The following is a 21,513-nucleotide window of genomic DNA, read 5'->3' on the forward strand; positions in this document are numbered from 1 at the left end:
GGTGTGCATGCACCCCGTTGTGGACGAAGCACCCCGGAACGACGGGGTGTCTCGCCCACAACGGGGTGCCGCGCGTGGGGCGGGCTGCTCAGCCGAGGCTGACGAACGCGGTCACGTCGTCGCGGGGCAGCTCGTCGGCGACGGCGCCGACCTGCATCGACGCGACGGTGACGGCGGCCCCGTGGCTGGTGAGGAACGCAGTGTCGCTCGCGTCCCGACCGGTCGCGATGCGCAGCAGCGTGCTGCGCGGCGCGAGCGTCGTGGCGTCGACCACGTGCCACTCGTCGTCGACGAAGGCCTCGGCCACGGCGTGGAAGTCCATCGGCGACAGCCCCGGCGCGTAGACCGACACCAGCCGGGCCGGGACGTCGAGCGCGCGGAGCAGGGCGATCACGAGGTGCGCGTAGTCACGGCAGACGCCCCGGCGGTCGAGCAGGGTCTGCACGGCGCCGTCGGTCGGCGCGCTGGCGCCGGGGACGTAGGCGAGGTGCGAGCCGACCCACGAGCTGACGGCCGCGAGCAGGTCGCGGCCCGTGAGGCCGCCGAACTCCGCCCGCGCCGTCGGCGCCAGGGTGTCCGACTCGCAGTAGCGGCTCGGCCGGCGGGAGCGCACGAGGTCGAGCTCGTCGACCGGAGGCGGGGCGAGCCTCCCCTCGACGACGACGCGGTAGTCGACGAGCACCCGGCCGGCGCCGACGTCGCACAGGTGCAGACGGGTGCCGTGCTGGTCGACGAGCTCGCGCACGGCGACGGGGGCGCCGTCCTGGGTGACGACCAGCGCCTCCTCGGCTCTCTGTTCGTACAGGGCCGAGGCGGCGACCGACAGGACGAACTCGGCCGGGCCGGCGACGTCGAACTCGAGACGGGCGGAGGCGGTGCGCTTCATGCCCCGAGCCTGGCAGGCCCGCGGGTCGGGGCCGAGTCGGGCGTGCGTCGCGCATGTGAACTCGTCGGCGTCGAGTGGTCAGCAGATGCTCTGCCGAGGCCGCGCGACGACACCAGGTGACCACTCGACGGTCGGGACGTCCGAGCACGGGAGGCGGAGCCCGGCACGGCAGGATGTGGGCATGCCCTCCTATCGCGTCCTCCTCGCCGTCGGCTCGCTGCGCCCCGGTGCGCGGCCCGACGCCCTGCTGCCGAGCGCTGCCGCCTCCGCCGCCGAGCACGCCACCGTCGAGGCGAACGACATCATGATGGTGCGCGGCGAGCCCCAGCTCGTCGTGCGGTTCACGGGGACCGACGACGACTTCGCCCTCGGGGTCGGCGCCGCGGTCGAGTCGACCGTCGATCGGCTGGCCGAGGTGCGCGGAGCCCGGGTCACCCGCCGCGACGGCGGCGCCTGGACCCTCGTCGGCGCCGCCTGACGCGGCACGCGCCGCCGAGTGGTCAGCTCTCGTCGTCCCCGGGGAGCCCGACGACAGTTCCGGACCACTCGGCGGATCCTGCTCGTGCGTAGGCTCGGCACATGGACGGCAGGGGCGGCAGGGCCAGGGCGGGCAGTGCAGGCAGGACGGGCAGTGCAGGCAGGACGGCACGCGTCGTGACGACACGTGCCGTGACGGCCCTGGCCGTGGCCGCGCTCGCCGTCGGGGCGCTCGCAGGCTGCGGCGAGCGCGACGACCCCGTCGTGACGCCGACCCCGTCGCCGGTGAGCCCGACGGCGACGCCCGAGCCGGCCACGCCCGAGCCCTCGGTGGAGGCGCCGGTCACCACGGACAAGCCCACCGACCGGCAGACGATCCCGCCGCAGAACTAGCCCGCCGGGTCGAGACGCAGGCTCGAGACGACAGGAAAGGTCCTCCCCGGGGTCGGGGAGGACCTTTCTCGTCGGTTCACGTCGGCCGGCGGGCCGGGCCAGGCCAGGCCAGGCCGGCCGAGCCGGCCGGCCGGCTAGCCGCCCGAGCCCGCGGCGATCACCGCCAGGTTCACGGCCCGGACCGCGTCGCGGTCCATCTTCTCGACGCGCCGGTCGTAGGTCCAGAACCCGTTGACCTCGCCCTCGACGTCGGTGAGCTGGGTGTAGACCGAGCCCGACAGGTACGTCGAGGCCGGGTCGACCAGCGCCTCCGTGTTCTCGACGTACGCGGCCGTCAGCTCCTCCGGCGACGAGACCTCGCCGTAGGGGTTGACCGAGCCGCCGGGCCACACGTGCCCCGGCGCCGAGTAGGAGAACCCGCCGTGCTCGCCGTCCATGGCGGCGCGACGCGCGTCCGGCCGCGGCAGGGCCGGGCCGGTGTACTGGTGCCAGTCGATGACGTCGCCGCGGCCGCTGTCGCCCTTCGAGTTGCAGCAGTTGACGCCGCTGTGGGCGTCGACGAGCCGCGACGGGTCCTGGGCCTTGACGCCGTCGGCGATCTCACCGGTGATGTCGCGGTTCCACTCGCCCCAGCCCTCGTTGAACGGGACCCAGCCGATGATCGACGTGAACGAGTCGTGCTGGTCGATCATGGTGCGCAGCTGGGCGCGGAACACGTCCTGCGTGGCGCGGTCGGCGTTGCCCCCGTTGTTGGCGGGCATGTCCTGCCAGACCATCATGCCGAGCTGGTCGGCGTGGTAGTACCAGCGGGCCGGCTCGACCTTGATGTGCTTGCGGATGGTGTTGAACCCGAGGTCCTTCGTGGTCGAGATGTCCCAGGCCAGGGCCTCGTCGGTCGGCGCCGTGTAGACGCCGTCCGGCCAGTAGCCCTGGTCGAGCGTCGACAGCAGGAACGTCTCCTGGCCGTTCAGCAGGATCTTCTGCTGACCGCCGACCTTCCCGATCTCGATGGAGCGCATGCCCTGGTAGCTGGTCACGGCGTCCTTGCTGCCGCCTCCCTGCATGGTCGCCGACACGTCGTACAGGTACGGGTCGTCCGGGCTCCACAGGTGCATCTCGTCGATCGGCACCGTGAGGCGCTGGTTCGCCGCCCCCTTGGCCGACCCGACGACCACGCCGTCGTGGTCGCGGACGAGCACCTCGACCTTCGACTTCGAGGAGGCGCCGGCCGAGACCGCGGTCACCTCGAGGGCCTGCGCGTCGAGGTCCGGCGTCATCTTCAGGCGGTCGATGTGCGCCACCTGGACCGGCTCGAGCCACACGGTCTGCCAGATGCCCGAGGCGGGCGTGTAGAAGATGCCGCTGGGGTTCGGGTCCTGCTTGCCGCGGGGCTGGTTCCCGGTGGTGTCGTCGACGCGCACGACGATCTCGTTGGCGCCCTTCTTGTTCAGCGCGTCGGTGACGTCGGCGCTGAACGCGTCGTAGCCGCCGGTGTGCGTCGCGACCTTGCGGGCGTTGACGTACACGGTCGCCTGGTAGTCGACCGCGCCGAAGTTCAGCACGACGCGGTTCTTGTCGTTCTTCTTCCACTCCTTCGGGGTCTCGAAGGTGCGGCGGTAGACCATCTGGTCCTCGTGGCGCTCGAGGCCGCTGAGCTGCGCCTCGACCGGGTAGGGCACGACGATCTGCTCGGCGAGGTCCTTGCCGAACGGCAGGCGGTCGCCCGACTTCCAGGCGGCGAACTGCCACTGGCCGTTGAGGTTCTGCCAGGCGTCGCGCGCGAGCTGCGGGCGGGGGTACTCGGGCAGCGGGTTCGTCGGGTCGACGTCCTCCGCCCAGGGCGTGGTGAGCACGTAGGTCGACAGGTTCGCGACCGGCTGGTCGAACGCGGGCACGGCGACGCCGTCGACGGTGAGCCCGCCGAGGCCGTCGTACGCCACGCGCACGCTGGTGCCCTGCTGGAGGGGACCGCCCGGGGTGACGACGAGGCCGAGGCCGTCGGCCGCGAGCGTCACCGCCTCGACGGGGAACCCGGTCTGGTCGACCGAGAGCGTGAGGTGGTCGGCCACCGTCTCGGCGCCTCCCACGACGCCCGGCAGCACGACGTTCACCGCGTCGCCCGCGGGCGGCACGCTGGCCTGCACGGGGTAGACGGCGAAGTCCGCAGGAGGCGCGAACGCCCCGAGCGGGACGATCGACTTCTCGACGCCGGGGCCTGCCCAGCTGAGGTGCATGTTCGCCCCGCCGATCGCCTGGAACATGTCGAAGCGGAACGGCACGGCCTGGCCGGCAGTGAGCTGCACCGGTGTGCCGACCTGCTCGATCTCCCAGTCGTTGACCCAGTGCTCGATGACCTTCTCGCCGTCGATCCACAGGCGCATGCCGTTGTCGCCCTTGGCCGAGAACGTGTACTCGCCGGTGGCGGGCGCGGTGATCGTGCCCGTCCAGCGGGCGCCGGCGCTCTCGCCCTGCCCCGTGCGCTCGGCGAAGACCGGCACGAGGTTGCCGTAGTCGATCTCGGTGTCGAGCACCGTGGCCGTCGCCGGCTCGAGCAGCTCGTAGTCGGGCGCGCCGCCGAGCCGGAAGTACTCGCCCTTCAGCCCGTGCGCCGCGACGGCGCTCGGTGCGAGGGCCTGCGGGGCAGGCGCCGCGGTCGGTGCCGACGGATCGGCGGCCGCGTCGGTCGGGGCAGCCGACGGGACGGCGCTCGGGTCGGGGGTGGTCGGAGCAGCCGTCGGGTCGGTGCTCTGGTCTGCAGTCGGGTCTGAGCTCGGGTCGGAGCTCGGGTCCGCGGTCGGGTCGGCCCCGGGCGTCGCGGAGGAGGAGGGAGCGGGCGTCGGCGTGCCGGCGGCCTGCGCCGTCTGGCCGAGCCCGAGCGTGGTGGCCATGACCGCCGCGAGCAGGAGCGCCGTGGCGGCGCCTCCTCGTGTCGGGGGACCACTTCGTCGTGGTTGTGACATGGAACTGACCTTCCTATCGGTGATCTCGATGTCGGTCGACTCAGTCGTCGCCGGGGCGCGACCTCGCCTGGATCCGGGACAGCTGCACCTGCCCCACGGCGACGGCGACCAGGAGGACGCCGTTCACCACGGCCTGCCAGTTGGAGTTGGTCAGGCCGAGCCTGTTGATCAGGTTCGCGACGACCTGCAGCAGCACGATGCCGACGAGCGAGCCGAACACGGTGCCGGCACCTCCGGTCAGCAGCGTCCCGCCGAGCACGACGGCGCTGATCGCGGTCAGCTCGAGGCCGACCCCCAGCGTCGTCACCCCCGAGGCCGTGTAGGAGGCGGTCAGCGCGCCGGCGAGGCCCGCCAGCAGCCCCGAGACGGTGTAGACGATCACCTTCGACCGGCGCACCGGCAGCCCCATCAGCTCGGCGGCGTCCTCCTGCCCGCCGACGGCGAGCAGGGTCGACCCGTAGGAGGTGCGGCGCAGCACCAGCACTCCCACCGCGAACAGCACCACCGTGATCCAGACCGGCCAGCCGAGCCCGAGGAACGTGCCGCGGGACAGCTGGAGGAACGCGCTGTCGGCCGGGACCTTGTACGTCGTCGAGCCCTCGTCCGTGAGGATTAGCAGCAGCCCCCGGGCGAAGAGGAGCCCGGCGAGCGTGACGATGAACGCGGGGATCGCGGTCCGCGAGATGATCGTGCCCTGCACGAGCCCGATCAGGCCGCAGCCGGCGAGGGGCAGCAGCACCGCGACGACCGGGCCGTACTGCGACCCCCACGCGGCGAGCACGCCGCCCAGCGCGTAGACCGAGCCGACGCTGAGGTCGATGCCGCCGGTGAAGATGACGAAGGTCATGCCGAGCGCGAGAGGGGCGAAGAACGACGACTGGATGGCTATCTGGCTGAGGTTCCCCGCCGTGGCGAACGAGGGGAACACGACCGCCATGGCGACGACCAGCACGACGAGGGTGGCGAGGGCGCCGTTCCGCTGTGCCAGCCGGGCGAGCACCTCGCCCCGCGAGCGGGTGGTGCGGACGACCCGGGTCGAGTCGGCGGCCGACTCGAGCACGGGGGCAGGGGACGACGTCATGGTCTCTTCCTTCCGAGCTGCACCCAGACGGCGACGACGATGACGCCGGCCTGGATCATCTGGGCGACGGAGTCGGGCACGTCCTGCGCGACGAGGGTCGACACGAGCAGCTGCATCAGCAGCGCGCCGGCGACGGTGCCCACGACGCGGACCTTGCCGCCCGTGAGCGGGGTGCCGCCGATGACGACGGCCGCGATCGCGTTCAGCTCCATCAGCAGGCCGAGGGTGCGCGGGTCGCTGGCCTGCGACCGGGCCGCCGCGAGCACCCCGGCGAGTGCGGCCAGCACGCCCGCCACCATGTAGACGATCAGCAGGATCCGGGCCCGGCGGAGGCCCGCGAGCTCGGCCGCGCGCGGGTTGCCGCCGATGGCCTCGACGCCGCGGCCGAAGGTGGTGCGGCGCACGACGAACCAGACGACCGCGAAGACGAGCGCGGCGACCAGCACGGTGTTCGGCACCCCGAGGGTCGAGCCGCTGCCGAGGCGCACGAGCCCCGGGTCGCTGAGGTTCTTGATCTGGCCGCCGATGACGTTCGCAAGGCCGCGGCCGCCCACGAAGATCGCGAGGGTCGCGACGATCGGCTGCAGGCCCAGCTTCGCGACGAGCGTGCCCGAGACGAAGCCGGTCACGAGCCCGGCGGCGACGCCGATCAGGATCGCGGGCAGCGTCCCGTAGCCGATGTAGAGCGGCATGATCGCCGCGGAGAGCGCCATGACCGAGCCGACGCCGAGGTCGATGCCCTTGGTGCCGATCACGAGCGACATGCCGAGCGCGACGATGATCACCGGCGCGGCCTGGATCAGCTGCAGCCGCAGATTGGACGTGCTGACGAAGTACGGCGTGATGACGACGTTGAGCAGCACGAGCACGACGAGCGCGAGGTAGACGCCGTTGCGGGCGACCCACGCCGCGTCGGGGCGGCGACGCGGCCTCGAGGTCTCGACCCGCGCCTCCGGCGAGGTGGTCTGCGTGCTCACGAGGCACCTCCCTCGGGCGCGGCGTCGCCGACGAGGGCAGCCAGCAGGCGCGAACTGGTCACGTCGTCGCCCTCGAGCCGTGCCGAGACGCGGCCGTCGCGCAGCACGACCACGCGGTCGGAGCCCTCGACGAGCTCGTCCGACTCGCTCGAGATGAGCACGACGCCCAGCCCGCGGGAGGCGAGCTCGTCGATCAGGCCCTGCACCTCGCGCTTCGCGCCGACGTCGATGCCGCGGGTCGGCTCGTCGAGCAGGAACACGCGCGGCTCCGTGCACAGCCACCGGGCGATGAGCACCTTCTGCTGGTTGCCGCCGCTGAGCTGCGACACGAGCTGGCGCGGGCTCGAGACCTTGATCCCGAGGCGGCGCACGAAGGTGTCGACGAGCTCGTCGACCTTGCGGTCGCTGATCACGCCGAAGGTCGAGACGCGGTCCATCACGGCCAGGACGATGTTGTCGCGGACGCTGAGCTCGGGGATGATGCCCTCCGCCTTGCGGTCCTCGCTGAGCAGCGCGACCCCCGCGGCCAGGGAGGCGCGGATCGAGTTCCGCCGGACCGGCCGGCCGCCCACGCGCACCTCCCCGCCGGTCGTGGCGAGGGCGCCGTAGGCCGCCTTGACGGTCTCGCTGCGGCCGCTGCCGAGTAGGCCCGCGAGGCCGAGCACCTCGCCCTGGCGCACCTCGAACGAGACGTCGTGCAGGGCCGCGCGGGCGTCGAGCCCGCTCACGCTGAGCACGGGGTCGGCGCTGAGGGCCGGGGTCGCGGTGGTGGTGCCGACGCCGCTGCCGACGAGGGCTCCCTCGGGGGCCGGGGAGGCGCCTCCTGCGCCCTCGGGGCCGGCATCGGCGTCGGCGTCTGCCGCGGAGCCGACGCCGGCAGCCGCGTCGCCGAAGCCGGTGGCCCCGTGGGCCGCGACGTCGTCGATGTCACGGCCGAGCATGTGCGAGATGAGCTCGCGACGGGTCAGCGGCGCCATCTCGCCGGTGTGCACGACGCGGCCGTCGCGGAGGATCGTGACCGCGTCGCAGAGCTGCCAGAGCTCGTCGAGGCGGTGCGAGACGAAGACGATGCCGACGCCCTGGTCGCGCAGGCGCCGGGCGACGGTGAAGAGGGTGTCGACCTCGCGGCGCTCGAGCGACGAGGTCGGCTCGTCCATGATGACGACGCGCGCGTCGACGCTGACGGCCCGGGCGAGGGCGATCATCTGCTGGATGCCGAGGCCGAGGCGTCCGAGGTCGCCCGTCACGTCGACGTCGACGCCGAGGTCGCGGGTGATCTCGGCGGCCTCGCGCTCCATGCGGCGCACGTCGACCAGGCCGAGGCGGGTGCGCGGCTCCCGGCCGAGGAACACGTTGCGCGCCACGCTGAGCAGCGGCACGAGGTTGACCTCCTGGTAGACGGTCGAGATGCCGGCGTCCTGCGCGTCGGCGGCGCGGCCGAACGAGGTCTCGACGCCCTGGTGCAGCAGGCGGCCCTCGTCGGGGCGGTGCACGCCGGTGAGCACCTTGATCAGGGTCGACTTGCCGGCGCCGTTCTCGCCGACGAGGGCGTGGATCGAGCCGGGCTGCACGCTGAACGAGACGTCGCTCAGGGCGGTGACGCCGGCGAAGCGCTTGGTGACCCCGTCGGCCTGCAGGGCGGGCGTGGTCGGGCGCTCCGCCGTGGCGGACGGAGGAGGAGAGGTCGTCGTCATCGACGGGCCCTTCTGTGCGGTCGGGGGTGACGCAGGGGGGAGGCCGGGGACCGAGGGCCCAGGAGGCGCGGGCGGTCGTGCGCGGACCGCGCCGCGCCTCCTGGGGTCGGGCTGGCGAGCAGCCTCGGGAGCCGGGCCTAGAAGGCCTGGTCGAGGTCCTGCTCGGCGTTGTCGGAGGTGTACTCCCCGTCCTTGATGATGATGTCCTCGGGGATCGCGTCGCCCGCGTAGAACTTCTCGAGGGTCTCGAAGACGAGCGGCCCGAAGCGCGGGTTCGACTCGATCACGGCGTTGTACGTGCCGTCGACGATGGCCTGCACGGCGTTGCGGGTGCCGTCGATCGAGACGATCGCGACGTCCTCGCCCGGCGTCTTCCCCGCGTCGCTGATCGCGGTCATCGCGCCCAGCCCCTCCTCGTCGTTGAACGCGTAGATCGCGTCGATGTCGGGGTTCGACTGCAGCAGCTGCGCCGTGACGTCCTGCCCCTCGGAGCGGCTCGCGTTGGCGGTCTGCTGCGCGACGATCGTGATGTCGGGGTACTCGGCGGCGACCTGGTCCACGAACCCCTTCTGACGGCCGTCCGTGACGTTGTTGCCCGACGGGCCGAGCAGCACGGCGACGTTCGCCTTCTCGTCGGTGACCTTCGCGAGGGCGTCGGCGGCGCGCTTGCCCTGGTCGACGAAGTCGCTGCCGAGGAACGTGAGGTAGTCCTCGCAGGCCGTGTTGGTGACCTTGCGGTCGATGGTGACGACGGGCACCCCCGCGTCGGCGGCGGCGCTGAGCGCGGGGTCGAGGCCGTCGGAGTTGACCGGGGCGACGACGAGGATCTGGACGTCCTGGTTCAGCAGGTCCTGGATGTCGCTGATCTGCTTCGGCAGCTCGTTGTTGGCGTTCGTGACGACGAGCTCGGCGCCGGCGTCGGCGGCCGCGTCCTTGAGCGACTGCGTCTCGGCGGCCCGGAAGCTCGCGGAGTCGGGCTCGGACTGCGAGAAGCCGATCTTGGCCCCCTCCAGGTCGACGGCCTCGACGCCGCTGCCTCCGTAGGTGTCCATCGTGCAGCCGTCTCCGCTGCTCGCGCTGGGGCTGACCGCCTCCGCGGCGTCGCCCGTGCCGCCTCCTGCGGCGGTGGTGCCCTCGTTGGTGCAGCCGGTCAGGGCGAGCCCCGCCGCTGCGACGACCACGGCGCTCCGCACCCAGAGCGTGCGCCTGGTGACCTGGTACATGCGTTCTCCCTTGAACGTGCAGCCCCAGCAACGTTGCTGCGACTGTGCAGAAGCTATCAGTTTGCAAACAAAAGAAACAAGGGGGTCGAGGAGGCACGGCGCGCGACCCCGGGGTACGTCACGACGTCGGAGTCCATGACCGACCCTGGCGAACACGAGCCTGACGGGATCGCGGACGGCCGCCCGCCGCGGAGAGCGGGGTACGTCATCCCGGTGACGTGCCCCGCGAGATCAGGCGTCGGGCGCCACCGGCGGTCGATCCGTGATGCTTTCTGAGCGAGCGCGGCGTCGGTCGAGGCCAGGACGCCGGCTGGCGTGCGGTCGACGGGAACGGGTCAGAGCGAGGCGACGTGCACGTCGACGCCCGCGGCACGCAGCGCGTCGAGCTCGTGCTCGGGCGACGCGGCGTCGGTCACGACGTGCGTCATCTCGCCGGTCGGCACGGTGCGCACGGCGGTGCGGACCCCGAGCTTCGTGTGGTCGGCGAGCACGATCACCTGGTAGCCGGCACGGGCCATGGCGCGATCGGAGTCGGCGACGGCGAGCGCGGGCGTCGAGAGCCCGAAGTCGGCGGCGAGGCCGTTGCCCGACAGGAACGTCTTGTCGGCGTGCAGCCCGGCGAGGAGCGCGATGGTCGGGTCGCCGATCAGCGCGCGGATCGATCCGCGCAGCGAGCCGCCGGTCATGATCACCTCGACGTCGGGCGACGCCACGAAGAGCTCGGCCACGGGCAGCGAGTTGGTGACGACCGTGAGGCCGCTGAAGCCGCGCAGGTTCTCGGCGAGCGCCTCCGTCGTGGTGCCGGGACCGATCACGAGGGTGTCGCCGTCCTTGACGAGCTCGGCGGCGAGGCGGCCGATCGCGGCCTTCTCGCGGGCGGCCTGGCCGAGCTTCTCGAGGTAGGGCTGCTCGCGGGACGGGCCGGACGCGACGGCGCCGCCGTGCGTGCGGGTGACGAGGCCCTCGCTCGCGAGCTGGTCGAGGTCGCGGCGCACGGTGACGACGGACGCGTCCAGCCGCTCGGCCGCCGCCGAGATCGAGACGGCGCCGTCGGCGCGGATCATCTCGAGGACGAGGTTGCGGCGGTGTGCGGCGATCACCCGCACGAGCTTACGACCGTGCCTGCCGCCTCCTGGCCTGACCCGGCCTGGCTCCGGCGTGGCTGCGGCCCGGCCAGGTCTCGCCGGACCGACGGGAAAGGTCCTCCCCGAGCTCGGGGAGGACCTTCTCTGTCGGTCCGGCGCGCCCGTCACCCCCGTGACGGGACGCGGCCGAGACCGGCCGGCGGGCTCAGTACCAGTTGACCGACTGGCTGTGGCCCCAGGCGCTGCACGGGGTGCCGTAGGCGCGCTTGATGTAGTCGAGGCCCCAGGCGACCTGGGTGGTGGCGTTCGTCGCCCAGTCGGAGCCGGCGGTCGCCATCTTGCTGCCGGGCAGCGCCTGCGGGATGCCGGTCGCGCCGCTCGGGTTGTAGGCCTTGTAGTTCCAGCCCGACTCCTTCTGCCACAGGTTCACGAGGCAGCCGTACTGGTCGCTGCCCCAGCCGTACTTCGACGACGCGAGCTGCTGGGCGGCGGCCTTGGCGGCGGCCGGCGTGTTCGCGGCGGCCTGGGCGGCAGCGGCCGCGGCTGCGGCTGCCTCGGCAGCGGCCTGCGCCTCGGCGGCGGCCTGGGCCTCTGCGGCGGCCTGGGCGGCAGCCGCGGCGGCGGCGGCCTGGCGGTCGGCCTCGGACGCGGCGGCCTGGACCGTCTGCGCCGTCGTCGCCGTCTGGGCGACGCGCGTGGCGAGCGTGTCGGAGTCGAGGTTCTCGTAGTCCGCGAGCGAGGCGACCGAGGTCTCGAGCGCGCTGGCGTCGACCTTGTCCTTGGTCGAGCTCACGACCTGCGAGGCGATGTCGATCGTGGACTTCGCCTGGGCCTCGGCGAGCGAGTCGGCGATCGCCTCCTCGTTCTGCTTCACGCTCTCGGCGTGGGCGGCGGCGACGGCCTCGGCCGACGGGGCGCGGTTGACGAAGGCGAAGCCGGTGCCCGCGACGATCGCGACGGCGGCGACCGCGGTCACGCCGACGAGGCGGCGACGGCTCGCGCGGCGACGGCTGGCGGCGATGGCCCGGCGCGTCAGCGGCGCGGCCGCGGTGCCGGTGGAGTCGTCGGTCGTGGAGCGGGTGGTGCTGGCGGTGCTGGTGCTGCGGGTGCCCTCGGGGGCGGGGGTGTTCTCGGAGGTCATGTCGTCCCATTGCTCGGCCGGCCTGCTCGGCGCGCCTCGGTCGGGGGCACGTCGACTCACCTCTGCGCCTCGGGTGCGCAGCACCGCGGGAGGCGCGGTGCACGACGGCACGGCCGGGGAGTCGGTCCCGGAGGCGGCCCGGCCGTTCCGCCCAGGGGCGGACCGGTCGACCGGCAGGTGCTGTCGAGGTGACGGGTCGGTGTCGGTTCCAGCGGGGCCTCGGGGCCCGGCACGTCCGCCCAGCGCTCCCGAGGGGTACGGGCGGGCGCGGGCGAAGCGACGAGCATGCACCACGAGCCTGAGTGTCCCCGCAGAATGGAGAGAACTCGCCTTGGCCCTCCCCCGGCTCTGGGGATGTCGACCGACTCAGCCGAACGGGATGATGGGAAGACGGCGACGACGTCGAGACTCCCCGCAGGAAAGGACATGGCCACGTGATCACCGGCGCCTACGTACTGGATCTCGTCGATCTCGGCAACGACGCCATGGACTCGGGCGACCTCGCCGCCGCAGAGAAATACTTCCGAGCCGCTGCCGAGCAGGGGAACGCAGACGCGTACTTCGATCTCGGGAACCTCCTCCAGCAGCAAGGCCAGCTCGACAGCGCCGCAGAGCACCTCAGCCGAGCCTGGGCCATGGGCGTGGTCGACGCGGCGCTCAACCTCGGTCTCGTCCTCCAGAGCCTCCGTCGTGACGACGAAGCAGAGGTCGCCTTCAGGAACGGATGGGAGGCCGGCGATGACGGCGCCGGCCACGAACTCGCGTGGTCGCTGCGGGAGAGGGGTGACACGGCCGGCGCACGACGGGTGTTCCGGAAGATGTCCCGCGAGAAGAGCTACCTCGGCCGCAAAGCTGCAGGCGTTCTCGGCACCTGGGCCGAGATGAATGGGAAACGCGACAAGAAGACCATCGAGCGGCTCACACGCGGCTTGTGGGCCTACCAAGACGCGGCCCCGGCACTCGCGACCATCCTCGTGGAACGAGGCGACTTCATGACGGCACGTGATCTGCTCGAAGAGCACATCGCCTACTCCCCTCGGGCATCGGTCCGATTGGGCAACCTCCTGAACGACCACTTCGGCGATCGCGAAGGAGCAGAGGCAGCTTTCCTGATCGGTGTCGCCGCCGGCGATGCCCATGCCAAGGACAACCTGGACGAGCTAAGAGCCTCGCTGAACGCCGCCCCTTGATCGACTCACAGAGGTTCCTGTCGCCGGTCATCCATCGGGGCACCATCATCCTGCCGGTCCGAGCTCCGCGCACCTGAGCGAGTGTTCTGCTGCCAACATGAAGCCGCCCACGGGTACCGGCCCCTCGGATCTTCTCCGGTCCGATGCCGGGGCGCCGGCCGCTAGACGGTATGCGACCACAGCCCGGTCGCGGTCCGCGAGCAGCTCACGGCCTTCTGGCGAGCGAGCTGGCAGCAGCTCTACGAGGCGGTAGAGAGCACGTTCATGCTCCACCTCCACTCCCGCCCGCGCGGCGGCGACCCTGGCCGTCGCTCCGCCTGACACCGCGAGGCGGCGCCGGTGACCCCGGGACCAGATCGCCAAGGCCGATCCGGCAAGCACGAGGAGCATCAACGACCACGTGCCGAGCCACGGCGCGATGTGCTCGTTGACGGCCGTGCCTTCGTCGAACACAGCGAGGACTGCAGACGGCAACGACAGCGCCGCGGCCCCTCCGAGCAGGTACGGCGGCCGCGGCCGATCTGCCGCCATGACCCCGATGACGGCGCCGAACAGCGCCACCCCAGCCCACACAGCAGCCCAGATGTCGAGAGGATCCGGGACGGCGGCCGTGATGTTCGAGAACGGGACAGCCCGCGGCTGATACTTGCCACCGCCCAGGTTCTCGAACACCAAGAACGCTGCGAGGAGAGAGGCGGCACCGGGAAGACCTCGCACGCTCAACCAACGGACCGAGTGCACGTCTCTGACTTTGTCCGCATCCCCTGGTCTGAGCCGCTGCTCGATGATCCTCGACGTCGTCGTCACGTACTCGTCGACGACTCCCACGACACGCGGGAACAGATCCGGGTGCTCCAAGAGCACGATCCGTTCGGCAGCCGCCGCAGCCTCGTCCATGCTGTGAGAGCTCGCTCTCCGCAGCGCAGGCGTGTCTCCGGGGGCCGTCATGCATCCATCATCCAGGACACGCGCGCGCGAGAGGGGACCACGGTCGCCAGCGAATGGGCCGGCAGACGATCGCCCATCGGGCCGCTGCCTCTAGCTGCTCGGCACCTCGTCCGTGGCTGCGTGGGAGAGGGGATAGGCGCGGTCGAGGCGCGGGCTGAGGACGACGAGGAACAGGAACATCGACAGCAGCCACCCGGCGACCCAGTAGGCGGGAATCGAGAAGATGGCGACGTTCGACACGACGTCGGTGGCGACTGCGACGACCACGGCGATCGTGAAGAGCACGCCCACCCCGTAGTACAGGGCTCGGAAGCCCTCCTCGACACGGCCCCGCCGTTCCTGCTGGCGAGTCGTTCGTACGTCGAGGGCGGTGACCGAACGGCCGTAGTCGTCCTCGGCGACGGTGACGAAGAGATCACGAACCGGGACGCCGAACGCCTTGGCCACTCGCGACAGCGTGTCGAGGCTCCCGTCGTTGCCCGCCTCGAGCCTCTGGACGGTGCGGACGGTCACGCCGCTCTCGTCTGCGAGGCGTTCCTGGGTCCAGCCCATCTGGGTCCGGAGATCGACGATCCGTGTCTCGTTCATGAACCTCACACTAAGAACGACCGGCGCCGAGGTCCACGACACCGACCCGACAGGCACCCGACACCTTCGCGACAGAGCACCTCGGGGCACCAGGCCCCATCACGGCCGCAGCCGCAGCCAGCGGTCTCAGATCGGGTCTGTCAGCGATCGGCTGTCGGGCGCCCAAACGGTCGAGGTTGAGTCAACCGTGCAGCCGACGAAACGTACTGGCCTGAGTCATCACTTCGCCAGGCTCGGCTCGTCCTCCCTGATCCGCGCGTGCACATGCATGTCGTGCCAACCGTCGATGTGGAGGGCTTGGCTGCGCTTCACGCCTTCGAGGGCGAAGCCACATTTGGACGCGACCCGGCAGGAGGACTCGTTGCTCACCGCGTGTGCCAGTTCTAGGCGATGGAACCCCGAATGGAAGGACCACTTGGTCAACCCCTGGAGAGCCCCTGAAGCAACCCCGAGCCCTCGCCCTTCGGGGAGGACCCAGTAAGACAGTTCGGCGAGACCCGACGGGAGGTCGATGCGTCGGAGTGAAATTTGCCCCATCAGGTGACCGTTGCAGACGATGGCCCACCCCGCGCCACTTCCGTTCTCCCACCGAGACCGCCAGTGAGCAATCCACTCGTTTGCTTCGGACGAGGTCATCGTTCGTCCATGCCATTGCTGAATCGCCGGATCTTCATAGGCGCGGCAAACCGCTTCCGCATCCGACCTGATCCACGGACGTAGTTGGAGACCACGCGTCGTGAGTTGAGGTTGCTCGTGGCTACTCAGGGTCGCAGCGTGCATGACGGCTTGCACGAGCTTCGGCATGCCCCGATCCTGCCAGCGGTGTCGCCAATCAACACGCTGTCCGTCCTCCCCGCCGCGACGGCTAGGACTCTGCGCCCCGCTCCGGCTGCGGCTCCTCGCGGATGAACCGGGGCCCGTCCCAGCCGTCGCGCGTGACGCGCTCGACGAACTGGGCCACGGGACGCACCCAGTGCGAGCGGTCGCCGTAGAGCGTGCGGTAGAAGACCAGCGCCTCCTCGGTGTCGACGTGCCGCCCCGTGCCGATCACCTCGTAGCGGCCGCCCTTGAAGTGGCGGTAGGTGCCGGGCGCAGGAGGCGCGGGCTCGGCGGGGCGGTCAGGGCCGGCGGCGGAGGGGGTCGCGGTCACCGCACCAGGCTAGGCCCGTGCTGGCCGGTGTCGGTCCCGCCCCCTACGATCGCGGCATGGCACTCCTCCACCAGGCCGAACTCGTCCCGTCGAAGCTCGAGGCCCTCGCGGCCTGGGCGCCGAGCCAGCCGTGGTTCGAGGGCGATCCCGGGCCGCTAGAGAAGGTCGCGGCGTTCCGCCTCGACGACCCGGCCGGCGAGGTCGGCGTCGAGGTGCTGCTCGTCCGCGCCGGCGACGGCCCCGTGCTGCAGGTGCCGCTGACCTACCGGGGCGCCCCGCTCGAGGGCGCCGACGACCTGCTGGTCGGCACGATGCAGCACTCGGTGCTCGGCGAGCGCTGGGTCTACGACGGGTGCGGCGACCCCGTCTTCGTCGCGGCGACGATCGCGGCCGCGCTCACCGGCGACGGCCAGGCCGACCAGGTGCTGCAGACCGTCGACGGCGAGCGTGTGCCCCGCGAGTCGGAGATGGTCGTCGTCGGCAGCGGCACGACCGGCGCGGCAGTGCCTCCCACCTCGGTGCGGGGCACGCGCGTGGTCGACGGCGCCACCGTCGTCGACGCGGGCTCGTGCACCCTCGTGGTCGCGCGGACCCCCGACGGCGGCGGCTCGCCTGCCTCCCTCGCCGAGGCCGCAGGAGGCGCGCACGACGACACGACGCAGGTCCTGTCCGCGACGTGGCCGGGCCACGACGCCCCGACGACGCTCGCCGTCGTGCTGGTGCACTAGCCGCGGGCACACGTCGAGGGCGGGTGAACTGGCTCGAGGGCGGGTCATTGACGACCCGCCCTTGGCGCCGTTCACCCGCCCTCGGCAGGTTGCGCGGCTGCGGCAGTGGCAGCGGCAGCGGCAGCGGCAGCGCGCTACTTGATCGCAGCGCGGATCTCGCGCGCAGCGTCCGCGACGTCGTCGGCGCCGTAGATCGCGGCGCCCGCGACGGCGACCTGGGCGCCCGCGTCCTGCACCGAGCCGACCGTGGCGGCCTTGACGCCGCCGGCGACCGAGAAGGGCACGCCCGACGCCTTGCCGGCCGCGAGCAGCGTCTCGAACGTGAAGCCGTCCTCGGCCTGCTCGTCGAGGCCCGCGTGCATCTCGACGAACTCGGCGCCGAGGGCGACGACCTCCTTGGCGCGGGCGGCCTTGTCGTGCACGCCGATCAGGTCGACGACGATGCCCTTGCCGTGCTCCTTCGCGGCCTTGACCGCACCGGCGATGGTGCTGTCGCCCGCGACGCCCAGCACGGTCACGAGGTCGGCGCCGGCCTTGAACGCCTCGCCGGCCTCGAGCTCGCCGGCGTCCATCGTCTTGAGGTCGGCGAACACGACCTTGTCGGGGTGCGCCTCCTTGATCGCGGTGATGGCGCGGAAGCCCTCCGCCTTGATCAGCGGCGTGCCGAGCTCGATGATGTCGACGCTGGGCGCGGCGGCGGCGGCGAGCTCGAGGGCGGCCTCGGTGGTCAGGGTGTCCATGGCGAACTGCAGCTTCATGTGGTGCTCCTTCTTTCGGGGTGGGACGTGCGGGTCGAGCAGCCGTCGGCTACTCGAGGTTGGCGTGGCGGGGCCACATGTCGTCGGCGCTCTGGCCGGAGCGCTGCCACAGGGCGTGGAACAGTGCGTCGCCGACGAGCACGACGACCTGCTCGAAGAGGCCGCCGGCGTACTGGGCCGAGGCGGAGCCCGAGCGGTCGAGCTTCTCGGCGGCGGGCACGAGCACGACGGCGGTCGCGACCTCGGCCAGCGGCGAGTCGGCGGCCGTGGTCACCGCGGCGACCCGGGCACCGGCGTCGACGGCGGACTGCGCCGCGCTGACGATGCCGCTCGTCGTCCCCGATCCGCTCGCGGTCAGCAGCACGTCGCCCTCGCCGATCGCGGGGGACGTCACCTCGCCGACCACGTGCACGGTCAGGCCGAGGTGCATCAGCCGCATCGCGGTCATCCGCAGCGCGAGGCCGGACCGGCCCGCACCGTGCACGAAGACGCGCTCGGCGCCGGACACGAGGTCGGCCACGGCGTCGAGCCCGTCGGGGTCGGTCTCGACGACCGCGCGCACGGCACGGTCCACCTCGGTGCGCACGAGCTCGAGCGCGTCGGCGGTCGAGGAGGCGGTGGCCGAGGAGGCGGTGGGGGTGCTGTCTGCGTCGGGCATGGGTCCCAGCCTGCTCCCGTGCACCTCCGGGTGCGCTGTTCGTCAGGGCGGGCTGACCTACCCGAACGGGTAGGTGGTGGTCCGCGGGTAGGGGCCGGGTAGGGTGACGCCGTGCCTGACCTGCCGACCACCGCCCCGGCGAGCTCCGCCGCCTCCACGCCCCTCCCGGAGCCCGACCTCGCGTCGGCGGCGAGCCGCGCGGTGGTCGCCCGGCACGCGCGCACGGTCTCGGAGCTGCTCGACCGGCACGCGCTGACGCTCGAGTCGCTGCTCGCCACCCTCCGCTCCGGCCGCCTCGACGACCGCGCGGCCCGCACGGTGGCGATCGAGGTCGCGGCGGCCGCCGTCGTCGAGCTCCGCTCCGAGACGGACGAGCAGCGCTCCCTGCTGCTCGAGCCGGTCGTCGGGGCGTTCGCGCGCCTCCGGGACGACCTGCGCCCGCTCGTCCGCTTCGGCGAACTCGACGTCCAGTTCGTCGAGCCGCCGGCGACCGGACGAGCCCTGCCGGGGGAGGTCGCCCACGCCGCCCGCACCATCGTGCGGAGCACCGTCCTCGCCCTCGTCGACGACGGCAGGGCCCGCCGGGTTCGCATCCAGTGGGACTGCGACGGGCTGAACCTCCTCATGGCCGTCCGGGACGACGGAGCGGGCGAGCTGACGGCGCACGACGACTCGCTGCGGCCGGTCGCCGAGCGCGTGTCCGCCCTCGACGGGACCTTGTCGGTCTCGTCCACGCCCGGCTGGGGCTCGGACCTGACCGTCAGCCTCCCGCTCGACCCGCCGGCCGAGCCCGGGTCCCTCGACGAGGCGGTGTCGCTCAGCCCGCGCGAGCGCGACGTCCTCCGGCTGGTCGCCTCCGGGGCCCGCAACCGCGCCGTGGCCGAGGCTCTCGGCATCAGCGAGAACACCGTCAAGTTCCACGTCTCGAACCTGCTGCGCAAGGCCGGGGCCTCGACCAGGGCCGAGCTGACGGCGCTGGCGCGGTAGCTCTCCCGAGGCGTGCACCCGCGATCAGCCGCGGTCGAGCACCAGCGCCTGCGACGCCCCGGCTGCGGCGTCCGCCGCGACGGTCCCGGTCCGCGCGAAGTCCGCCCAGATCTGCCGGACCCGACGCCCGAGGCGGTCGACCTCCGCCCAGTCGGACTCGCCCAGCAGGGCCGACCGGCCCCACGCCTCCTTCGTCCCCAGCAGCAGCGGCAGGTCGGTGATGTGGGCGGCTCCGTAGCGGCTGCCGCGCGGAGCCCAGCTCAGCTCGTACCGCACGGCCCGACCGCCGGAGGCGCGGTGCCGGTCGACGAAGCGGCGCGCGTCGCGTCCGTAGACTGCCCCCGTCGTCGCCCGGACGAGCACGCGGCGCACGAGCCCGCCGACGACGGGCAGGCTCGTCAGCACGTCGAGCGGCCGGACGAGCGGCACGTAGAGCCCGGTCTCCTCCGTCGTCGCCCCCATCAGCAGGTCGACGTGCGGAGCGGCGTCGCGCCAGGCGGCGTCGCGGTCCTCCTCGGCGGGCAGCGGCGCGCGGCCGTACTGCGGGCCGAACGGCATGCCGCCGCGCAGGCCGAAGCGCAGTGCCGCCCGCTCAGCGGGGGGCTGCCCCGCCAGCAGCTCCTCGACGGTGGCGTCGGGGTCGGGGGCGCCGACGACCCGCAGCATCGCGCGCGACATCGCGGACCGGCCGCGGCCCAGCCCCAGCGGGGCGCTCTGCACGATCGCGCGGCGGAACAGCCCGCGAGCCCCGTCGCTGATCATGAGGTGCGCGATCGAGTCGCCGCCCGACGACTGCCCGAACAACGTCACCGTGTCGGGGTCGCCGCCGAACGCGTCGATCGTGTCGTGCACCCAGCGCACCGCCTCGAGCTGGTCGAGCAGCCCGAGGTTCGACGGCACCCGGTCGCCGTCGCCGAGGAACCCGAGGACGCCGAGCCGGTAGGTCACCGCGACCACGACGACGCGCTGCTCGACGACGAGCGAGCGCGGGTCGTAGACGCCGAGGTCGCCCGCGCCGTTGACGTAGGCACCGCCGTGGATCCACACCATGACGGGCAGCCGCTCCCCCGGGGCGAGGTCGGCGGGCAGCGTGATCGACAGCGCCTGGCAGTGCTCGGAGTCGACCATGCCGCGGGCCGCGTCGTCGAAGAGCACCTGCATGGCGGGCGACGCCAACTGCGGCGAGGCAGGCGCGCGCTCGAAGGCGAGGAACGGCACCGGCTGCCCGTCGTCGCCGACCGCAGGAGGCGCGGGCCGGGGAGCCTCGAAGCGCTCGGCCACCGCGTACGGCACGCCCAGCACGCGCACCACGTCGCCGTCGACGCGCCCGACGACCGTGCCGACCCGCGTCTCGAAGGTGCGGGTCTCGAAGGTGCGGGTCGGGGCGGCGCCCGTCTCCGCGGTGCCGACCGCGGCCGCCGGCGTCTCGGCGGCGGGGGTCTCGGGGGTGCGGGTCTCGGGTGCGCTGCTCACCGGCTCACGCTACGCGCGCCTCCTGCGCCCACGCGCGACCGCCCCGACGAGCTCCGACCGCGGCACCCCGCGAACCCGCGCGGACCCCCCGGCGCGCACGAGGGTCCGCGCGGGTTCGCCGGGTCTCGACGCCCGCGCCCCGCGGCAGGCGGCGGGCAGCCGCGGGAGGCGCCGCTCACGTCGGCAGCAGCACCTCCGCCGCCGAGCGCCGCACCGACTCCGTCAGCGTGTCGAGCAGCCGCGACGACAGGGCCCAGCGCTGCCAGTACAGGGCGAGGTCGACGTGCTCGCCGGGCGCGAGCTCGACGAGCGACCCGTCGGCGAGCAGGTCGAGGCACTGCGCCTCGGGCAGCAGCCCCCAGCCGAGGCCGAGCCGGGCGGCCCGGGCGAAGTCGGCCGACGACGGGACGAACGTGCGCGGGGGTCGCGGGTCGTAGCCGAGAGAGGCCCGGAGGAACCCGCGCTGCAGCTGGTCCGACCGGTCGAAGTCGAGCATCGGCGCGGCGTCGACGCGGCCCATCGTCGGCACTCCCCCGAGCCAGCGGTCGACGAAGCCGGGGCTCGCGACCGCGCGGTAGCGCATCAGCCCGAGCGGCTCGGACGAGCAGCCCTGCAGCGGCTCCCGCGTCGACGTGACCGCGGCGAGCACCGTGCCCGAGCGCAGCAGCGAGGTGGTGTTCTCCTGGTCCTCGCGGTGCAGGTCGAAGACGGCGCCCACTTCCGGCGGCAGGGCGGCGAGCGCCTCGAGGAACCAGGTCGCGAGCGAGTCCGCGTTGACCGCCACGGCGATCGACGTGCCGAGCCCGCCCGGCCCGCCGGCGCCTCCTGAGCCGCCCGCGCCGGCGCCCAGCTCGACCGCGGCGTCGTCGGCGAGCAGCTGCACCTGCCGGGCGTAGCGCAGCACGACGTCGCCGGCCGCGGTCGTCACGACGGGCGTGGTGCGCTGCACGAGCACCTGCCCCGCGGTGCGCTCGAGCTGCTTGATGCGCTGCGAGACGGCCGACTGCGTCATGTGCAGCCGCTGGGCCGCCGCCTCGAAGGTGCCCTCGTCGACGAGGGCGCGGAGGGTCACGAGGTGCTCCGAGGCGAAGGTGATCATCAGCAGAGCTTATGCAG

General features: G+C 72.8%; 21 protein-coding genes. 5 read left to right on the top strand and 16 right to left on the bottom strand.

The genetic code is table 11. From position 1 onward, the window contains the following. Positions 1-88: 88 nt before the first annotated feature. The gene (locus tag ITJ48_RS13590; RefSeq protein WP_194614056.1) at positions 89-886 is read right to left on the bottom strand and encodes a transglutaminase family protein; all 798 of its coding nucleotides are present in this window, start codon (positions 884-886) and stop codon (positions 89-91) included. A gap of 181 nt (positions 887-1,067) precedes the next feature. Between ITJ48_RS13590 and ITJ48_RS13595 the strand changes: the two genes are divergently transcribed. Together ITJ48_RS13595 and ITJ48_RS13600 are read left to right on the top strand one after the other, a co-directional pair. Then, entirely contained in the window at positions 1,068-1,364 is a 297-nt protein-coding gene (locus ITJ48_RS13595) for a hypothetical protein (protein WP_194614057.1), read from the top strand. A gap of 176 nt (positions 1,365-1,540) precedes the next feature. Next, on the top strand, positions 1,541-1,756 hold the full coding sequence (locus tag ITJ48_RS13600; protein WP_194614058.1) for a hypothetical protein: 216 nt from the start codon (positions 1,541-1,543) through the stop codon (positions 1,754-1,756). A gap of 134 nt (positions 1,757-1,890) precedes the next feature. On the opposite strand, the gene ITJ48_RS13605 is transcribed toward ITJ48_RS13600, so the two are convergent. From ITJ48_RS13605 to ITJ48_RS13635, 7 genes are all read right to left on the bottom strand, one after another. Further along, the gene (locus tag ITJ48_RS13605; RefSeq protein ID WP_194614059.1) at positions 1,891-4,716 is read right to left on the bottom strand and encodes a PA14 domain-containing protein; all 2,826 of its coding nucleotides are present in this window, start codon (positions 4,714-4,716) and stop codon (positions 1,891-1,893) included. A gap of 40 nt (positions 4,717-4,756) precedes the next feature. Next, entirely contained in the window at positions 4,757-5,797 is a 1,041-nt protein-coding gene (locus ITJ48_RS13610; RefSeq protein WP_194614060.1) for an ABC transporter permease, read from the bottom strand. Beyond that, positions 5,794-6,774 (bottom strand): ABC transporter permease, encoded by a 981-nt coding sequence (locus ITJ48_RS13615; RefSeq protein ID WP_194614061.1) that lies wholly within the window; start codon positions 6,772-6,774, stop codon positions 5,794-5,796. Before ITJ48_RS13615 ends, ITJ48_RS13610 begins: the two co-directional genes overlap by 4 nt. Beyond that, entirely contained in the window at positions 6,771-8,468 is a 1,698-nt protein-coding gene (locus ITJ48_RS13620; protein WP_194614062.1) for a sugar ABC transporter ATP-binding protein, read from the bottom strand. The genes ITJ48_RS13615 and ITJ48_RS13620 overlap by 4 nt, the downstream gene beginning before the upstream one ends. Before the next feature lie 137 nt (positions 8,469-8,605). After that, complete coding sequence (locus ITJ48_RS13625; protein ID WP_194614063.1) at positions 8,606-9,691, bottom strand: ABC transporter substrate-binding protein; 1,086 nt, start codon at positions 9,689-9,691, stop codon at positions 8,606-8,608. 335 nt (positions 9,692-10,026) lie between these two features. After that, the gene (locus tag ITJ48_RS13630; RefSeq protein ID WP_194614064.1) at positions 10,027-10,791 is read right to left on the bottom strand and encodes a DeoR/GlpR family DNA-binding transcription regulator; all 765 of its coding nucleotides are present in this window, start codon (positions 10,789-10,791) and stop codon (positions 10,027-10,029) included. Between the two features lie 190 nt (positions 10,792-10,981). After that, the gene (locus ITJ48_RS13635) at positions 10,982-11,917 is read right to left on the bottom strand and encodes a phospholipase (protein ID WP_228506907.1); all 936 of its coding nucleotides are present in this window, start codon (positions 11,915-11,917) and stop codon (positions 10,982-10,984) included. Positions 11,918-12,351: 434 nt separating this feature from the next. On the opposite strand from ITJ48_RS13635, the gene ITJ48_RS13640 reads away from it, so the two are divergent. Further along, positions 12,352-13,107, top strand: coding sequence for a tetratricopeptide repeat protein (locus ITJ48_RS13640; RefSeq protein ID WP_194614065.1), 756 nt, complete (start codon positions 12,352-12,354; stop codon positions 13,105-13,107). A gap of 45 nt (positions 13,108-13,152) precedes the next feature. Here ITJ48_RS13640 and ITJ48_RS13645 read toward each other — a convergent pair whose 3' ends face one another. The 4 genes from ITJ48_RS13645 to ITJ48_RS13660 all read right to left on the bottom strand — a co-directional run bounded on the left by ITJ48_RS13645 (position 13,153) and on the right by ITJ48_RS13660 (position 15,793). Continuing rightward, complete coding sequence (locus tag ITJ48_RS13645; RefSeq protein WP_194614066.1) at positions 13,153-14,004, bottom strand: hypothetical protein; 852 nt, start codon at positions 14,002-14,004, stop codon at positions 13,153-13,155. 141 nt (positions 14,005-14,145) lie between these two features. Next, positions 14,146-14,643 (bottom strand): helix-turn-helix transcriptional regulator, encoded by a 498-nt coding sequence (locus ITJ48_RS13650; protein WP_194614067.1) that lies wholly within the window; start codon positions 14,641-14,643, stop codon positions 14,146-14,148. Positions 14,644-14,862: 219 nt separating this feature from the next. After that, a complete protein-coding gene (locus ITJ48_RS13655) occupies positions 14,863-15,447 on the bottom strand; it encodes a GNAT family N-acetyltransferase (protein ID WP_194614068.1) in 585 nt (194 codons plus the stop codon). A gap of 61 nt (positions 15,448-15,508) precedes the next feature. Continuing rightward, positions 15,509-15,793 (bottom strand): DUF1653 domain-containing protein, encoded by a 285-nt coding sequence (locus ITJ48_RS13660; protein WP_194614069.1) that lies wholly within the window; start codon positions 15,791-15,793, stop codon positions 15,509-15,511. A gap of 56 nt (positions 15,794-15,849) precedes the next feature. Between ITJ48_RS13660 and ITJ48_RS13665 the strand changes: the two genes are divergently transcribed. Continuing rightward, positions 15,850-16,521: a hypothetical protein gene (locus tag ITJ48_RS13665; RefSeq protein ID WP_194614070.1), complete on the top strand. Its 672-nt coding sequence runs from the start codon at positions 15,850-15,852 to the stop codon at positions 16,519-16,521. A gap of 134 nt (positions 16,522-16,655) precedes the next feature. On the opposite strand, the gene hxlA is transcribed toward ITJ48_RS13665, so the two are convergent. Both hxlA and hxlB read right to left on the bottom strand, forming a co-directional pair. Further along, entirely contained in the window at positions 16,656-17,279 is a 624-nt protein-coding gene (hxlA, locus tag ITJ48_RS13670) for a 3-hexulose-6-phosphate synthase (protein WP_194614071.1), read from the bottom strand. Between the two features lie 49 nt (positions 17,280-17,328). Beyond that, positions 17,329-17,937 (bottom strand): 6-phospho-3-hexuloisomerase, encoded by a 609-nt coding sequence (hxlB, locus tag ITJ48_RS13675; RefSeq protein ID WP_194614072.1) that lies wholly within the window; start codon positions 17,935-17,937, stop codon positions 17,329-17,331. Positions 17,938-18,048: 111 nt separating this feature from the next. Here hxlB and ITJ48_RS13680 point away from each other — a divergent pair, with 111 nt between their 5' ends. Beyond that, complete coding sequence (locus ITJ48_RS13680; protein WP_370544928.1) at positions 18,049-18,924, top strand: LuxR C-terminal-related transcriptional regulator; 876 nt, start codon at positions 18,049-18,051, stop codon at positions 18,922-18,924. A 24-nt stretch (positions 18,925-18,948) separates the two neighbouring features. On the opposite strand, the gene ITJ48_RS13685 is transcribed toward ITJ48_RS13680, so the two are convergent. Further along, positions 18,949-20,397: a carboxylesterase family protein gene (locus tag ITJ48_RS13685; RefSeq protein WP_194614073.1), complete on the bottom strand. Its 1,449-nt coding sequence runs from the start codon at positions 20,395-20,397 to the stop codon at positions 18,949-18,951. Between the two features lie 175 nt (positions 20,398-20,572). Beyond that, complete coding sequence (locus ITJ48_RS13690; protein WP_228506909.1) at positions 20,573-21,496, bottom strand: LysR family transcriptional regulator ArgP; 924 nt, start codon at positions 21,494-21,496, stop codon at positions 20,573-20,575. Between the last annotated feature and the right edge of the window lie 17 nt (positions 21,497-21,513).

Origin of the sequence: Frigoribacterium sp. VKM Ac-2530 (assembly GCF_015350835.1) — a bacterium.
In the GTDB taxonomy this organism is placed as follows: domain Bacteria; phylum Actinomycetota; class Actinomycetes; order Actinomycetales; family Microbacteriaceae; genus Frigoribacterium.

Bases quoted from the DNA above. Each gene is read 5' to 3' on its own strand.
- ITJ48_RS13590 (WP_194614056.1), bottom strand. From the start codon at position 886: ATGAAGCGCACCGCCTCCGCCCGTCTCGAGTTCGACGTCGCCGGCCCG.
- ITJ48_RS13595 (WP_194614057.1), top strand. From the start codon at position 1,068: ATGCCCTCCTATCGCGTCCTCCTCGCCGTCGGCTCGCTGCGCCCCGGT.
- ITJ48_RS13605 (WP_194614059.1), bottom strand. From the start codon at position 4,716: ATGTCACAACCACGACGAAGTGGTCCCCCGACACGAGGAGGCGCCGCC.
- ITJ48_RS13610 (WP_194614060.1), bottom strand. From the start codon at position 5,797: ATGACGTCGTCCCCTGCCCCCGTGCTCGAGTCGGCCGCCGACTCGACC.
- ITJ48_RS13620 (WP_194614062.1), bottom strand. From the start codon at position 8,468: ATGACGACGACCTCTCCTCCTCCGTCCGCCACGGCGGAGCGCCCGACC.
- ITJ48_RS13625 (WP_194614063.1), bottom strand. From the start codon at position 9,691: ATGTACCAGGTCACCAGGCGCACGCTCTGGGTGCGGAGCGCCGTGGTC.
- ITJ48_RS13635 (WP_228506907.1), bottom strand. From the start codon at position 11,917: ATGACCTCCGAGAACACCCCCGCCCCCGAGGGCACCCGCAGCACCAGC.
- ITJ48_RS13645 (WP_194614066.1), bottom strand. From the start codon at position 14,004: ATGGACGAGGCTGCGGCGGCTGCCGAACGGATCGTGCTCTTGGAGCAC.
- ITJ48_RS13650 (WP_194614067.1), bottom strand. From the start codon at position 14,643: ATGAACGAGACACGGATCGTCGATCTCCGGACCCAGATGGGCTGGACC.
- ITJ48_RS13655 (WP_194614068.1), bottom strand. From the start codon at position 15,447: ATGCCGAAGCTCGTGCAAGCCGTCATGCACGCTGCGACCCTGAGTAGC.
- ITJ48_RS13665 (WP_194614070.1), top strand. From the start codon at position 15,850: ATGGCACTCCTCCACCAGGCCGAACTCGTCCCGTCGAAGCTCGAGGCC.
- hxlA (WP_194614071.1), bottom strand. From the start codon at position 17,279: ATGAAGCTGCAGTTCGCCATGGACACCCTGACCACCGAGGCCGCCCTC.
- hxlB (WP_194614072.1), bottom strand. From the start codon at position 17,937: ATGCCCGACGCAGACAGCACCCCCACCGCCTCCTCGGCCACCGCCTCC.
- ITJ48_RS13690 (WP_228506909.1), bottom strand. From the start codon at position 21,496: ATGATCACCTTCGCCTCGGAGCACCTCGTGACCCTCCGCGCCCTCGTC.